The 14,561-nt window shown below is 61.8% G+C and carries 14 protein-coding genes; 4 read left to right on the top strand and 10 right to left on the bottom strand.

The annotated features are described in order from the left end of the window. Positions 1-17: 17 nt before the first annotated feature. Positions 18-1,625 (top strand): Rne/Rng family ribonuclease, encoded by a 1,608-nt coding sequence (locus AUC43_RS02105; RefSeq protein WP_068189230.1) that lies wholly within the window; start codon positions 18-20, stop codon positions 1,623-1,625. Between the two features lie 89 nt (positions 1,626-1,714). Here the strand turns inward: AUC43_RS02105 and AUC43_RS02100 are convergent, their stop codons facing one another. Beyond that, on the bottom strand, positions 1,715-2,401 hold the full coding sequence (locus tag AUC43_RS02100) for a porin family protein (protein ID WP_068189228.1): 687 nt from the start codon (positions 2,399-2,401) through the stop codon (positions 1,715-1,717). 80 nt (positions 2,402-2,481) lie between these two features. Here AUC43_RS02100 and AUC43_RS02095 point away from each other — a divergent pair, with 80 nt between their 5' ends. Continuing rightward, positions 2,482-3,507, top strand: coding sequence for a gliding motility protein GldB-related protein (locus AUC43_RS02095; protein ID WP_068189225.1), 1,026 nt, complete (start codon positions 2,482-2,484; stop codon positions 3,505-3,507). 80 nt (positions 3,508-3,587) lie between these two features. Continuing rightward, complete coding sequence (locus tag AUC43_RS02090) at positions 3,588-4,796, top strand: glycosyltransferase family 4 protein (RefSeq protein ID WP_068189222.1); 1,209 nt, start codon at positions 3,588-3,590, stop codon at positions 4,794-4,796. Between the two features lie 114 nt (positions 4,797-4,910). Here the strand turns inward: AUC43_RS02090 and nth are convergent, their stop codons facing one another. The 4 genes from nth to AUC43_RS02070 all read right to left on the bottom strand — a co-directional run bounded on the left by nth (position 4,911) and on the right by AUC43_RS02070 (position 7,249). Then, a complete protein-coding gene (gene nth, locus AUC43_RS02085) occupies positions 4,911-5,588 on the bottom strand; it encodes an endonuclease III (protein ID WP_068189219.1) in 678 nt (225 codons plus the stop codon). A gap of 165 nt (positions 5,589-5,753) precedes the next feature. After that, entirely contained in the window at positions 5,754-5,945 is a 192-nt protein-coding gene (locus tag AUC43_RS02080) for a hypothetical protein (RefSeq protein ID WP_068189216.1), read from the bottom strand. After that, positions 5,923-6,558, bottom strand: a complete 636-nt coding sequence (locus AUC43_RS02075; protein ID WP_068189213.1) for an RNA polymerase sigma factor — start codon at positions 6,556-6,558, stop codon at positions 5,923-5,925. The genes AUC43_RS02080 and AUC43_RS02075 overlap by 23 nt, the downstream gene beginning before the upstream one ends. 286 nt (positions 6,559-6,844) lie before the next feature. Further along, a complete protein-coding gene (locus tag AUC43_RS02070) occupies positions 6,845-7,249 on the bottom strand; it encodes a hypothetical protein (RefSeq protein WP_068189209.1) in 405 nt (134 codons plus the stop codon). 130 nt (positions 7,250-7,379) lie between these two features. On the opposite strand from AUC43_RS02070, the gene AUC43_RS02065 reads away from it, so the two are divergent. Then, entirely contained in the window at positions 7,380-8,669 is a 1,290-nt protein-coding gene (locus AUC43_RS02065; RefSeq protein WP_068189206.1) for an MFS transporter, read from the top strand. A gap of 39 nt (positions 8,670-8,708) precedes the next feature. Here AUC43_RS02065 and AUC43_RS02060 read toward each other — a convergent pair whose 3' ends face one another. The 5 genes from AUC43_RS02060 to AUC43_RS02040 form a co-directional block, all read right to left on the bottom strand. Beyond that, on the bottom strand, positions 8,709-9,365 hold the full coding sequence (locus tag AUC43_RS02060) for a nucleotidyltransferase family protein (protein ID WP_071885795.1): 657 nt from the start codon (positions 9,363-9,365) through the stop codon (positions 8,709-8,711). Next, positions 9,366-11,696, bottom strand: a complete 2,331-nt coding sequence (locus AUC43_RS02055) for a xanthine dehydrogenase family protein molybdopterin-binding subunit (protein ID WP_068189199.1) — start codon at positions 11,694-11,696, stop codon at positions 9,366-9,368. It lies immediately after the preceding gene. 12 nt (positions 11,697-11,708) lie between these two features. Next, entirely contained in the window at positions 11,709-12,695 is a 987-nt protein-coding gene (locus AUC43_RS02050) for an FAD binding domain-containing protein (RefSeq protein WP_068189196.1), read from the bottom strand. Between the two features lie 4 nt (positions 12,696-12,699). Then, positions 12,700-13,341 carry a (2Fe-2S)-binding protein gene (locus tag AUC43_RS02045; RefSeq protein WP_068189186.1) on the bottom strand — a complete coding sequence of 214 codons (642 nt, stop codon included), beginning with the start codon at positions 13,339-13,341 and terminating at the stop codon, positions 12,700-12,702. A gap of 160 nt (positions 13,342-13,501) precedes the next feature. Then, positions 13,502-14,557 carry a ComEA family DNA-binding protein gene (locus AUC43_RS02040; RefSeq protein WP_157780886.1) on the bottom strand — a complete coding sequence of 352 codons (1,056 nt, stop codon included), beginning with the start codon at positions 14,555-14,557 and terminating at the stop codon, positions 13,502-13,504. Between the last annotated feature and the right edge of the window lie 4 nt (positions 14,558-14,561).

Here is a 14,561-nt window from a genome sequence, read left to right as displayed (position 1 = left end):
TTAACTAAATCAACGCTTTGAGTAATGAATTAGTGATTAATTCTACTCAGGAAGGCGAGCGGATTGCGTTGTTGCAGGATAAACGGTTGATTGAATACCACTTCGACCGCAACGACACCAATTACTCAGTAGGCGACATCTTCCTGGGCACCGTGAAAAAGGTGATGCCCGGCTTGAACGCGGCTTTTGTGGACATAGGCTACGAAAAAGACGCGTTTCTGCACTACGGCGACCTCGGCGAACAATACAACTCCTTTACGAAGTGGGTGCGCACCGTACAAAGCGGCCGCGCCACCACTGCCGGACTGGAAAAATTCACGTTTGAGCCCCCGCTCGATAAAGTGGGCAAGGCCGAGAGCGTGTTCAAGAAAGGCCAGCAGATTGTGGTGCAGGTCATCAAGGAGCCGATTTCGACCAAAGGCCCCCGCGTGAGCACCGACATTTCGATGGCGGGCCGCTACCTCGTGCTGATGCCGTTTTCGAACACCATCAGCGTCAGCAAGAAAATTGTGAGCAAGGCCGAGCGTGACCGGCTCAAGCGCCTCATCGCCAGCATCAAGCCCAATAACTTCGGCGTCATCATCCGCACCGTGGCGGAAGGGCGTGAGGTGGCCGAGCTGGATAAGGACATGCAGGACATGGTGGCCAAGTGGGAGCAGCTTTATACCACACTCCGCACGGCCAAGCCCAACGACAAGGTCCTGGGCGAGCTGGGCCGCACGTCGTCGATGCTCCGCGATATGCTGAACGAATCCTTCGACAGCATTATGGTGGACGCGCCCGCCATGTACGAGGAGATGCGGGATTACCTGCAGAAGATTGCGCCCGACAAGCTTGGATTGCTGAAGCTGCATAACTCGAAGATTAAAATCTTCGAGCAGACCGGCATCGAAAAGCAGCTTAAGACGCTGTTTGGCAAGACCGTGACCGTACCCGGCGGCGGCTACCTCGTAATTGAGCACACCGAAGCTCTGCACGTCATCGACGTGAACTCGGGCAGCAAGAGCAATCAGGAGAACGACCAGGAAGCTACGGCTTTGATGATTAATTTGCTGGCTGCCAAAGAAGTAGCCCGCCAGCTGCGCCTGCGCGACATGGGCGGCATCATCGTGATTGACTTCATCGACATGCGCTCGGCCGAGAGCCGCAAAAAGGTGGAGGACACGGTGCGCGACGTGATGAAGCTCGACAAAGCCAAATTCACGGTGTTGCCCATCACCAAGTTTGGCCTGCTGCAAATCACCCGCCAGCGGGTGCGGCCAGCCGAGAACATCGTGACCGGCGAGGTGTGCCCCACCTGCGGCGGCACGGGCAAGATTTCGGCTTCCATCCAGGTAACCGACGACATCGACAACAGCATCGACGACCTCCTGGTGAACCAGAACCAGTCGGGCATCACGCTGTCGGTGCATCCGTTCCTGCACGCCTACTACACCAAGGGTCTGGTGTCGCGCCAGATGAAGTGGTACCTCAAGTACTACAAGTGGGTGAAGGTGGTAAAGGACAGCAGCTTGGGCCTCACCGACTATCGTATCGAAGACGAGCGCGGCGAAGAAATCCAGCTGCGTTCCTCAGCAGCGGCCATGAGCCGTTTGCAGGACCGCGAAGTAGAAATCGTGGACTAGCCTTCGAGTTGAAAAGCAAAAGCCCCGCCGCTTGCACGAATGCAGACGGCGGGGCTTTTGCTTAAGGAGTCTTTCGACGGCTTTGTCGGCTAGAACTTGATGCCGAGGTCCAGCGCAAAGCCACTGTTCTTGATAGTCACGTCTTTGAAGCCACGGCTTTTCTCGAAGTAGTGGTCGATGTCGACCAAGCCACGGTTGTAGCTGATGCCGGCAAAAAGCTTGGTGCTTTTTGCCATTTGGTACTCGGTGCCCACGCTAACTAGTGCGTCGGCATCGACGAAGTATACGTAGTCGCTGGCCTTGTTTTCGTTGTTGGTGGCGGGGTCCTTAAAGAACTTGCTGCTGTTGATGCGCGTGCCAATGGGCACATTCAATGCACCACCTACCTGGAAGTAGAGCCGGGTAGCGGGCGCAATTTCATTCGTGAACAGCTTCACGGTGAGCGGCACGCCCAGATACTGGGTATTAAACTTCAGCGGGACCACAAACGACTGGCCCGTTACGCCGCTGGAAACGTCGGTGTATTTGATGCTGCCGCCTTTGCCGGTGAGCAATAAGCCGGTGCTAAACGCGTAATTCTCGCCGAAAAAATAATCCACCACGAGGCCACCGCCGAAGCCAGCCTGGCTGCCATCGCTGGTGAAGGCGTGGTCGGCGGGCGACTCGGCCCGCAGGCTGGTAATGGAAGGCGACACTTTTAGCCCAATTTCAAATTGAGCTGAAGCGGTGTGAATGGTGGCTACGAAGACCAGCAGGGCAAGGAATATTTTTTTCATAGAAGGCAGGTGGCCCGCAGCTTCCGGCAACTGCCGGCTGCCAACGGGTTGTTGGCTAATTTTGCCCCAAAGTAACGCGCGTGAATAAGAATAATTTTGCCTGGCGGCGCTGGCTGCCCGTATTGTTGGTAGTAAGCCTCGGACTAGGGGCTTGTAAAAAGGGCTCGGCCGAGGGCTGCCGGACCGATGTCGCGGCCGATGCCCCGGCCTTGCCGGTGCGGGTGCAGCATCTGGAAATACCTTTTTTCAAGATTAAGACGCCCGCCGACGCCCGGCAGTTTATGGATGCCCACCGGGCTTTTTCCCGGTATTATTTGCAGCGGCAGCCGGCTACTGAAAATGAGCTGGAGGGCGGCTTGCCCCAGTTGGCTACTAACGCGGCTCTGCAGCAGCTGGGCCGCGAAACGGCCGCCGCGTTCCCCGACAGCGCAGCGCTTACCCACGACCTGGGGGAGATGTTCCGGCGGGTGCATTATTACTTTCCCGACTTCCGGGTGCCGCCTGCGGCGACTTATGTAAGCGGGTTCTTGAGCAAGGATATTTATGTGAACGACAGCTTGTTGGTGCTTAGCCTGGACTGGTTTGCGGGCCCCAAAGCCAGTAAGCGGCCCGACCTGCCCCAGTACATGCTGCGCCGCTACACGCCCGCGGGGCTGCTGCCGCTGCTGGCCCAAAACGTGTCGAGCAAGTACAACCGCCACGAGCTGACGGCCAACACTATGCTGGATGCCATGGTGCATTCGGGCAAGGCGCTCTATTTCGCCAGCCTAATGCTGCCCTGCACGCCCGATTCGTTGCTGCTGGGCTATACCGGCCGCGAGATGGTAGGACTGGAAGCCAACGAGCCGCGGGTGTGGGGCCATTTTCTGGAAAAAAACCTCCTGTACTCTACTACGCCGTTCCTGCTACAGAAGTACGTGGGCGAGCGGCCCAACGTGCCCGAAATCGACAAAACCTGCCCGGGCAGGGTGGGCCAGTGGGTGGGCCTCCAAATCGTGCGCAAGTACGTGGCCGAGCACCCCGAAGTCAGCCTGGGCCGCCTCATGGCCGAGAAGAATGCCCAGCGCATTCTCAACGAGTCGCACTACCGGCCCAAGCGCGACTGAGCAGCTGAGTGACTGAGCGAACGTGCTGTTAACCTCATCATTTACTCAGTTACTCAGTCGTTCAGTCACTCAGTGATTCCATGCACATCGCCGTTCTCAGCCAGTACCACACCAACCCCGACTGCCCGGCGACCAGCCGGCACTACACGCTGCTGGCCCACATTGCTAAAACGCACCGGGTGACGCTGCTCACTACGCCCGCCTGGAAGGAGCAACGGCTGACCGAGGAGTTTCCGTGGGTGCCGGCCGGCGTGGAAATCCGGGAGGCGAAGGTGCCGTACGACAACAAAATGGGGCCTGCTCGCCGCGCCTTGTCCTTTGCGCAGTATGCGGCGTGGGCCGTGCGCGAAGGGCTGCGCATCGACAAGCCGGACGTAATCTGGGGCATCAGTACGCCGCTTACGGCGGCTTGGGCAGCGGCGCAGGTGGCGCGGTGGCGCAAGGTGCCGTGGGTGTTTGAGGTGCAGGACCTGTGGCCTTCCTTTCCCATTGCCATGGGTGCCGTGCCAACCGCCTTGGCTCGTCAGCAGCTGTATCATCTGGAGAAGCGCCTCTATGGGAGCGCCCGGCACATTCTGCCGCTGTCGCCGGATATGAGCCGTTATATCACTGATTTGGGTATTTCATCCGCAAAGGTGACGACCGTGCTCAACGGCACCGACCTGGATTTGGCTGTGCGGGCGACACCGGCTAACGTAGCTCAACTTCGCCAGGAAGTTGGGCTGGCGGGGAAGCGCGTGATTTTATACGCTGGCACCTTCGGGCGGGCCAACGATATTCCCACATTGGTCGCGGCGGCGGAAGCTATGGCCGCGACCGATGCGGATACGGTGTGGCTGTTTCTGGGCCATGGCTACTTAGAGCCGCTAATTGCGGCAGCGGCAGCCCGCTGGCCGGGGCACATTCGGTTGGTGGGAGGGCAGGCCCGGCACGACGTTTTCAGCTGGTTTGCGCTGGCGGCAGTGTCGGTGGTGTCGTTTTTGAGCTTGCCCGTGCTGGACTCTAACTCGCCGGCCAAGCTTTATGACTCGCTGGCCGTGGGCACGCCGGTGATTGTAACCAACCAGGGCTGGACCAAGGCGCTTGTGGAACAGTACAACTGCGGCTGGTACGTGCCGGCCGGGGAGCCTGGCGCGCTGGTAGCTCAATTACGGGCGCTGCTGGCCCAGCCGGAGGCGCTAGCCGCGGCAGGTGCCCGGGGCCGGCAGTTGGCACTGGCAGCGTTCGACCGCCAGCAGCTGGCTCAGCAGGTACAAGGAATATTGGAAGCGTCAGCCGGCTCGGTATAAAGGCTTGCCCGGGCGTTACAGTTTAAAAGGCAACGTTTTATACCGCATAATGCCGAGCTTGTGCCCAGTTGTGCTTTGTAAGCAGCCGTACAGAATCGTAACGCCCGGCAAAGGCTATTCGGTAGGCAACGGCACGTAGGCCAGCTCCTTGCCAAAGTGCTTTTCAAAGTAGGCGCAGCTGGGAGCCAGCGGGCAAATGCTGCACTTGGGCGAGCGGGCCACGCAGATGTAGCGGCCGTGCAAAATCAGCCAGTGGTGGGCTTTATTGATTAGGTCTTCGGGGATGTACCGAACCAGGGCCTTCTCCACAGCAAGCGGGGTGGTGGCCACTTTTGGCACGAGGCCAATGCGGTGCGACACCCGAAATACGTGCGTATCAACCGCCATGGCGGGCTGGTTGTAAATGACCGAGGCCACCACGTTGGCCGTTTTGCGGCCCACGCCAGGCAGCCGCTGCAATTCCTCAATCTGGCTCGGAACTTCGCCCCCAAACTCTTCGGTGAGCATGCGGCCCAGGCCGGCCAGGTGCTTGGCTTTGTTGTTGGGATACGAAATGCTGCGGATGAACACGAAGATTTCTTCGGCCGAGGCCGCCCCCAGGTGCGCGGCGGTGGGAAACTGCTCCAGCAGCGCCGGCATTATCTGGTTTACGCGCTTATCGGTGCACTGCGCGCTGAGCACTACGGCCACTATCAGCTCGTATGGGTTGCCGTACACCAGTTCCGTTTTGGGTTCCGGAAAGTGGGTAGTGAAGTAGTCGAGAAAGTAGCGAAACCGGTCGGCACGTGACATAACGAGAAGAATAGTGCGCAAAAAAATACATCCTGAGCGCAACGAAGGACCTGGGGCGGCGAGCGGCGGCCAGTAATCGATAAAATTACTGAGTTCAACTCAACCGGCGGTAGGTCCTTCGCTACGCTCAGGATGACAGCAGGTATAAAGATTAAAATGGGGACGCTACGAACCCGCCAAAAAAGTGCGGGAATAGCGCAGGATAGCCTCGGTGGTTTCGGCCCGGGGCTCGCGGCGCAGGCCGTCGAGGGTGCGTTGGGCCAGGAGCAGGTCGGCGCAGGCGGTGGCCAGTTCGGGGTCGTGTAGCAATGCCTCTTCTACGCCGAGCAACTCCTTAGCTGGCAACTCGTTGTACACGTAGCGGAGCAGTGTCGAATGGGGTAAGGTTTGGATCATAACTATAGGAATTTGCGGTCATTTTCTTCCGCAGGTTAATTAGCGCGTAGCGCATCCGGCCCAAGGCCGTGTTGATGCTGACGCCGGTTGCGTCGGCTATCTCCTGAAAGCTCATGTCGCCGTAATGGCGCATCAGCAGCACTTCTTTCTGGGCAGCAGGCAGTTCCTGAATCAACAGCCGAAGGCGGGCGTGGGTTTCTTCCCGCGACATAATGTCGTCGGGGCCGTCGTCGGCAATGGTAAGCGTGCTGGCCAGTCGCTCATTGTCGGTGAGGCTGACGTGCGGAACACGCTTGCCCCGCCGGAACGAATCGATGGCTAGGTTGTGAGCAATGCGGCAAATCCAGGGGGCAAACTTGCCCTCTTCGTTGTAGCGTCCACTTTTTAAAGTGTGGATGGCCTTGATGAAGGTGTCCTGCAAAAGGTCTTCCGCCACATCCTCGTCGCGCACGATGAGCAGGATAGTGGTGAAAGCACGGCTTCGGTGCCGTTCCAAGAGAATGGAAAAGGCGGATTCCTGGCCGGCCAGGTAGAGCGAGATGAGCGCGGAGTCGCTAGGCTGCAAGAGGTCCATAAAGGGCTACGGATTAAGAGAACGTAGAGCTTTAGGCCGATAGTATGCAGTTATCTGAAAAATTTGAGAAAGCGACGAGAAGCTGGCTTTTAGCCCGCTAGAATCGGACCAAATGTAGAGAAACGGAAGGCAAATGCGCAATAGACGAGAAATTAAAATGACAAAATCTTTTTGCTGAAAAAACGCAACCTTCCCAATTTCTTCATTTAAGGCCTTTTTTAGATAACCCTGCTAATAAAAAAATGTATATAATGCTGAGCTTATGTAAAGCGCGGGGCCGGTGGGGCTAGCCGGCTAGCCAGCGGTGGGCGGCGGCTTCGTCGGTGAAGAGGGCCGTGAAGAAGCCCTGGTTGGACTGGCTGTTGTGGCTGATGGCCGCTACCGAGCTGTCGGACTGCTCTTCGCGGGCTCGCAGAGGCGACACCAGGAAGGCGATGCGCACGGGCTCGGCGTAGCGGCGGGGTAGCTTGGGGAAGAAGTCGGCCTTGAGCCAGGCGGCCAGCTCTGGCGTGGTCAGCTCGTCGCGGCGGCGCAGGTCGAGCAGCCACCGCGCGCAGTCCATGGCATCGGCGGCGTCGAGAATGGCGAAGTAGCCCGCCTTGAGCTCGGGCACCGTGATTTCGCGCTGCCACCGGGCCACGAGGGCGGGCAGGTCGGGGCGGGGCGTTATTTCGAGGCCGAAATCGGGCATGAGCCGGAGCGGTGAGCGCAGTGAAGGTCAGGATACAAGGTAGCAAAAACCGGCGCGCTCGCCCAAACGGCCGGGCCGTCGGGGCTACCTTTGGGCCCCGGCGCCGTCATGGCGCTTTTTATTGTGCTGTATGCTGCCTCCCGCCGTTGCCCCCGTTGCCCACGACCCGTACGCTGCCCTTCGCCTGCCCGAATTCCGCCGCCTGGTGTCGGCCCGGGTGCTGTACATCATCGCCAGCCAGATTCAGGGCGTGGTGGTGGGCTGGCAGATTTATGAGCTCACCAACAACCCCCTGGCGCTCGGCCTGATTGGGTTGGCCGAGGCCATTCCCAGCATCACGGTGTCGCTCTATGCTGGGCACGTGGCCGATTCGGTGCCGCGCAAGCGGATTATCATTCCGGCGATGGTGGTGCTGTTTCTCTGCTCGTTGAGCTTGTTTTTGCTCACCAAGCCGGCCGGCATGGCGCTTTTTGCCAACCGTGAGGTGCTGGCGCTGCCGCTGTACGTGGCCATGCTGTACGTGGTGCTGTTTGTGAGCGGCATTGCCCGCGGGTTTATGGGGCCGGCGCTGTTCTCGTTTATGCCCCAGTTGCTGCCCAATCGCAGCGTGCTCTCTAATGCCGTGACGTGGAACTCCACCAGCTGGCAGGCCTCGGCGGTGCTGGGGCCGGCCATTGGCGGGCTGCTGTTTGCCCAGCAAGGCAAGGGTTTCGCTTACGGGGTCGACGCGACGCTGATGTTCCTTTCGCTGCTGCTTTTCTTGAGCATTGCGGGGCGGCCGCTGCCCGAGCGCGAGGGCCAGCAACTGAGTTTGAGCGAGAGCGTGCTGAGCGGCGTCCGGTTTATTTTCAACAACCAGATTGTGCTGGCGGCCCTCTCGCTGGATTTGTTTGCGGTGCTGTTTGGGGGCGCGGTGGCGCTGCTGCCCATTTTTGCGAAGGACATTTTGCACACCGGCCCCGATGGGTTGGGCTACCTGCGGGCCGCGCCGGCGGTGGGCTCTGTGCTCATGGCGGTGTGGCTCACGTACTCGCCGCTGCGGCGTCGAGCGGGGCGCAAGCTGCTGTGGGCCGTGGCGGGCTTTGGCCTCGCCACCATTGGGTTTGCGCTGTCCAAGAGCTTTGCGCTGTCACTGTTTCTGCTGTTTCTCACGGGCGTGTTCGACTCTGTGTCGGTGATTGTGCGCTCCACGCTCATTCACACATACACCCCAGAATACATGAAAGGGCGAGTCTCGGCCGTGAATAACATCTTCATCGGCTCCTCCAATGAGATTGGGGGCTTCGAAAGCGGCGCGGCAGCCAAGCTGATGGGCACCGTGACGTCGGTGGTATTTGGGGGCCTGATGACGCTGGTGGTCGTGGGCATCACCGCCCTGAAAGCCGACAAGCTGCGGGAGCTGGAAACCGGCACGAAGTAGCCCGGCATTTAGCTCAATTTTTCAGCCCAACTATTCAGCTCAACTTGAGCCAGAATCAGCCGCCGCATTTGCGACCAGCGCAGCATATTGCTCGGGCGTGTCCACATCCATCAACCCACCGGGAAACGGCACCCGGCCAACGGCTGGGCCTAGGCTTTTGATAAGCAGGCCGGCGCCCTGTGCTCCTTTCAGCTGCTGAAGCGCAGGCAGCATCGTGCGGTCGAATACGGCTGGCACGCCCAGGGTATCGCCGTAGGCAGCGGCCACTACCGGGGCCTGCGTGTGGTGCTGCTGCGCTATCAGCTGCCGCAGCAGGGCAGGCGTCACCAGCGGCTGGTCGCTGAGTATGACGAGGAAGGCCGTAGGTTGAGCTGGCGCCGCTGCGGCTAAGCCCGCCCGAATGGACGACGCCATTCCCTTTTCCCACGCCAAATTGCGAACAACTTGCACCGGCAAATCGGCAACTTCGGCTACCAACGCCTCGTGCACAGCACCCGTGACGAGAACCACCGGCGCGCAGCCAGTAGCCGCGGCGGTTTCGGCGGCGTGGCGCAGCAGGGTGCTGCCGCGGTAGGGCAGCAGCTGCTTGGACTGGCCCATGCGGGTGGAAGCACCGGCGGCTAGCAGCAACAACGCCACCGTCCCGGGCAAGCCCGGAGCGGTGGCGCTGGAGGAAGCAGAAGGCTGCTCGGGCATTTATACCGATTTGGTGCCCAGGATTTTGTCGGGCGTAATGGGCAGGTCGCGCACGCGCTTGCCGGTGGCGTGGAACACGGCGTTGGCCACGGCAGCCGACACGCCCACCATGGAAATTTCGCCGATGCCCTTCACGCCCATGGCGTTGATGAAGGGGTCGTGCTCGTCGATGAACTCCACGGTCATTTCCGGGATGTCGGCATTCACGGGAATGTGGTAGTCACCCAGGTCGGAGTTGGTGTAGCGGGCGTAGTGCGGGTCGCGCAGGGTGGCTTCCATCAGGGCCGCGCCAATGCCAAAAATGGAGCCGCCGATAATCTGGCTGCGGGCGGTTTTGGCGTTGAGGATGCGGCCGGCGCCGTGCACGCTCACCCAGCGCGTGACGCGCACGGTGCCCAGGTCAGGGTCTACCTGCACCTCGCAGAAGTGGGCGCCGAACGAGTGCATGGAGTGCTCGCCCGTCGATTCTGTGTTGTTGTTGGGGCCGGCGGGGTTGCCGGGGCGCCCGGTTTCGTAGCCCGCGCCGTATTTGCCCTGGCCGCTGCCCTCCACATCGTCCATGCCGGCCCGTTTCATCAGGGCCATGAAGTCTTCGCCTTTGGCGGTGTTTTTTGTGAGCTGCAGGCGGCCCTTCTCCACGCTTACGTCTTCGGGCTTGGCTTTGAACAGCGGCGACTTGGGGTCCTGAATGGCGACTTTGGTGAGGCGCTGCCACACGTCCTGCGCGGCCATGTACACCGACGAGGAGACCGTGCCCGCCGCTACCGAGCCGCCCGAGTTGGGCGCGGTGGGCAGCTTGGTGTCGCCGAGCTCGAAGCGGATTTTTTCGGGCGGCAAGCCGAGCGAATCGGCCGCTACCTGGGTGATGACGGTGTAGGTGCCGGTGCCCAGGTCGGTGGCGCCGGCCTGCACCACGGCGTGGCCGTCGGCGTACAGCCGCACCCGGGCCATGCCCTGGGAGTTGTGCACGGGGTAGCTGGCGGTGGCCATGCCCATGCCCACCAGCAGGCGGCCGTTGCGGGTGGCGCCCGCTTTGGGGTTGCGCTTGTTCCAGCCAAAGAGCTCGGCCCCGCGGGCGTAGCACTGGCGCAGGCTTTTGCTGCTCCAGGGCCGGCCGGTGCTGGGGTCCTTCTCGGCGTAGTTGCGCAGCCGGATTTCGATGGGGTCAATATTGAGCTGATACGCCAGGTCGTCCATCAAACACTCGATGGCAAACGAGCCGGGCGCCTCCCCCGGGGCGCGGGTAAAGGTCGACGTCATCACGTTGCCCCGCGCCAGCTGGTAGTGCGACTCAAACGTGGGGCAGTCGTAGAGCATGTTGATAATCTTGCTGTTGGCCTCCGCGTAATTATCCCAAGGCGACGTGGTGGAGGTCTTTTCGTGGATGAGCGACAGCAGCTTGCCTTCCCGGCTGGCTCCCAGCATCAGCGTTTGGGTCTGGTCTTCGCGGTGGCCCATACTCGTGAACTGCTGGCGCCGGGTGAGCACCAGCTTCACCGGCCGGCCCACGCCCTTGGCCGCCTGCGCCGTGAGCACGGTGTGCGGCCAGCAGGAGCCCTTGCAGCCGAAGCCGCCGCCGAGGTACTTGGTCACCACGCGCACCTGGTCTTGCGGCAGGCCCAGCATGGTGGCCAGCGACTTCTGGGTGCGCGTTACGCCCTGGGTCGATTCGTACACCGTGAGGCGGTCGGGGGCTTCCCACACTGCCGTGGTGGAGCCGGGCTCCATGGGATTGTGGTGGTTGATGGCGTGCGTGTACACGGCCGTCAGCTTCACGGGGGCGCTGGCCATGGCCGCGCGGGCATCGCCGCGCCGGGTGTAGCCATCGGCCTTGCCGTCCTGAACCTTGTCGGGGTTAAACAGCTGGGCCTTGGGGTCGGTGTAGGTGGCAATGGGCTGCTCGGCGGCGTAGGCCACGCGCACTAGGGAGGCCGCGTGGGTGGCCCGCTCAAAGGTGTCGGCCACCACCAGGGCCACGGGCTGGCCGGCGTAGTGAATCACATCCGATGTCAGGGGCAGGAAGCCCATGGGGGCGCCAATGGCTTTTTTGCCGTCGGGGTCGTTGGGCGTTTTGGCCAGCTTGGGCAGGTTGAGGTGCGTGTAGATGGCCAGCACGCCCGGCTCTTTGGCCGCGGCCGTGATGTCGATGCTTTTGATGCGGCCTTTGGCGATATCGCTGGTTTTCAGTACGCCGTAGGTGAGGCCGGGCAGGGCGTATTCGGCTGAGTACTTGGCTTTGCCGGTTACCTTGTCGCGGCCGTCCACGCGGTTTAGGGGCTGCCCCACCACGCCGGGGCCGGCGGTAGTTTCGAAGAAAGCTGGTTCGTTCATGGTGCGGTGGGGTTAGGCCTTGGCGGCAACGTCGGTGAGCGCCCGAACCAGGGTATTCTGGGCCAGCTCAATCTTAAAGCGGTTTTGTTCGCGGGGTTGGGCCTCACGCACGGCCGCCGCGGCCGCGGCCCGGAAAGTGGCTTCCGTAGCCGGCGCGCCCGTGAGAATCTTCTCGGCGGCCAGTGAGCGCCAGGGCTTGGTGCCCACGCCGCCCAGCGCCACCCGGGCCGAGCGAATCTGGCCACCCTGCACATCCAGCCCAACGGCCGCGGAAACCAACGCGAAGGCATACGACGCCCGGTCGCGCACCTTCAGGTACATCGACTTGCGGGCGTGCGCCGCGGCGGGCACCGTCACGGACACAATCAGCTCACCCAGCTCAATTACGGTCTCGCGCTGGGGCGTATTGCCGGGCACGAGGTGGAAATCGAGCAGCGGCACGTGGCGCTGCTTGCCCTTGGCATTTTCGAGGAGCACCACGGCATCGAGCGCTACCAGGGCCACGGCGAGGTCGCCGGGGTAGGTGGCAATGCAGGCTTTGCTGCCGCCCAGGATGGCCAGGTTGCGGTTTTCGCCGTCCTGGGCCGGGCAGCCGGAGCCGGGCTGGCGCTTATTGCATGGAAAGGCCGTGTCGCGGAAGTAGCCGCAGCGGGTGCGCTGCAGCAGGTTGCCCCCAATGCTGGCCATGTTGCGCAGCTGTGGCGAGGCCGCCTGCAGCAGCGACTGCGAGATAACGGGGTACTGCTGCACCACCAGTGGGTTTTCGCCCACGTCGCTCATGCGCTCCAGGGCACCGATGCGCAGGCCGTCGGCGGTTTGCTCCACGCCTTTGAAGGCCAGCATATTGATGTCGACCAGCTGGTTGTGGTTTTCCACGTTCAGCTTCATCAAATCGAGCAGGGTGGTGCCGCCGGCAATGAAGGCCGCGCCCTTGTGGTCGTGCACCGCGGCCGTGGCTTCCTTGGCCTGCGAGGCTTGGAGGTAGGTGAAATTTTCCATAACCTTAAGACTTAAAGCCGCTTTTCTCGACCTGCCGAATGGCCGCCACGATGTTGGGGTAAGCACCGCAGCGGCAGAGGTTGCCGCTCATCCACTCGCGCACGTCGCCGTCGGTTTTGGCGTGGCCTTCTTTCAGGCAGGCCACACCCGACATGAGCTGGCCCGGCGTGCAGTAGCCGCACTGAAAGCCGTCGTGCTCAATAAAGGCCTGCTGCAGCGGGTGCAGCTCTTCGCCTTTGGCCAGGCCTTCCACGGTGGTGATTTCCTTGCCCTGGCTCATCACGGCCAAGGTGAGGCAGCTGTTGACGCGGCGGCCGTCTACCAGCACGGTGCAGGCACCGCACTGGCCGTGGTCGCAGCCTTTCTTGGAGCCCGTAAGGTCCAGGTTTTCGCGCAGGGCGTCCAGCAGCGTGGTGCGGGGCTCGGCCTTGATGGTGCGTACGGTGCCGTTCACCTTCAGCTTCATCTCCGATACGCCGGCCACTTTTTTGGAAAGCGCCGTGAGCCGTTCGGCCTGGCCCACGAGCGGTGGGGCCAGCGCCAAGCCCAGGAGGCCCGTGGCTTGCTTGATGAACGAGCGACGGCCGTCGTTGGGGGAGGGGCCGTCGGGCTGCGCGGCCGAATCGGGCGTGAAGTGGTCAGTCATGGCGGAGAAGTCGAGGCAAGGAGTAGGCGGCTAACAGTTCAAGCGGGCGCTTGGTTGGGAAGTAGCAGGCACAAGGTACGGTTGAGTAGAACCACCTACTACGTTACATGTCTTCCGAAAAGTTACTACGCCGGCCGGGAATAAGCCAGGCGGTGCCCCGCTAGTCGCACCGCACGTAGGGCCGCATCTTCTCCCAGTCTTCCGCTTTCAGAATCGGAATCTGCTTCAAATCTTCCACCCGCTTGAAGGGCCCGTGCTGGTTGCGGTAGGCCACGATGAGGCGGGCGCGCGGCTTGCCGATGTAGGGGTGCAGGTACATTTCGTCGAACGATGCCGTGTTCACATTCACCACCCGGGGCGCAAACCCAGCAGCTACGAAGGTGTATTTCTTGAGGCTGTCGCGCAAATCGGGTGCGTCCTTCAGCACAAAAACCTCGTCCAGCTGCTCTTCGCGCAGGTAGCCGCCGAGCTGGTTGCGGTACCGCACCACCCACTTGGCGCGCCCCGCCCCAATGCCCCGAATCTGCATAAGCTGCGTGGTGTCGGCGGTATTGAGGTCGAAGGGCTGCAGGTTGCGCGGCTTGCGCGGGAATCGGCCGGCGGCCTCGCCAGTGGCGGCAAAGGGCGGAAACTTGCCGTCGGGGCCTAGCCGATTATTGGCGTAGGCAGGGCGGGGTGTTTCGTCGGGCAGCTGCATGAAGGGCGCTAGGCGCTGGTATACCGAGTCTTCCAGGCCATACATTTTCTTGAGCTGGGCTTTGGCTTTGAAGCCGCCCGCGGCCTCGCGGTATTTCACGATGCGGCCGGCCACGAAATGCGGCACGCCGCGTGCTTCCCAATCCTGGGCCGTCAGGGCGTTGGGGTCGAAGGGCGCGAGCCGCACCTGGGCCACGCGCGGGTAGCGCGAGCCGCCGCCCGCATTGTTTTCATAGTTCCGTTTCGGGTAGCGGGTGGCGTAGCGTGGGTCAGCGGTGCGGTGCTCCTTGAGCTGGGCGGCTAGTTGGTCTAACGCCTGCTGGTCGGCGGCGGGCAGGTACACGGGCGCCTCGGGCCGCAGCAGGATAGGGGCTACTATGGCCGCCAGCATCAGGGCCAGCAGCCCGGCCATGCCGCGGGCTTCGCTCCGCGAGTATCCCATGTGGCGCCGCACCCAGCGCATGGGGCCAGAGTTATCCCACGACCAGCGGGGCCGTGGTGGGGGTGGCGTAGCAGCCATGGGC

The sequence above is a fragment of the Hymenobacter sedentarius genome (assembly GCF_001507645.1).
In the GTDB taxonomy this organism is placed as follows: domain Bacteria; phylum Bacteroidota; class Bacteroidia; order Cytophagales; family Hymenobacteraceae; genus Hymenobacter; species Hymenobacter sedentarius.
This window is presented reverse-complemented; position numbering and strand designations above follow the sequence as displayed.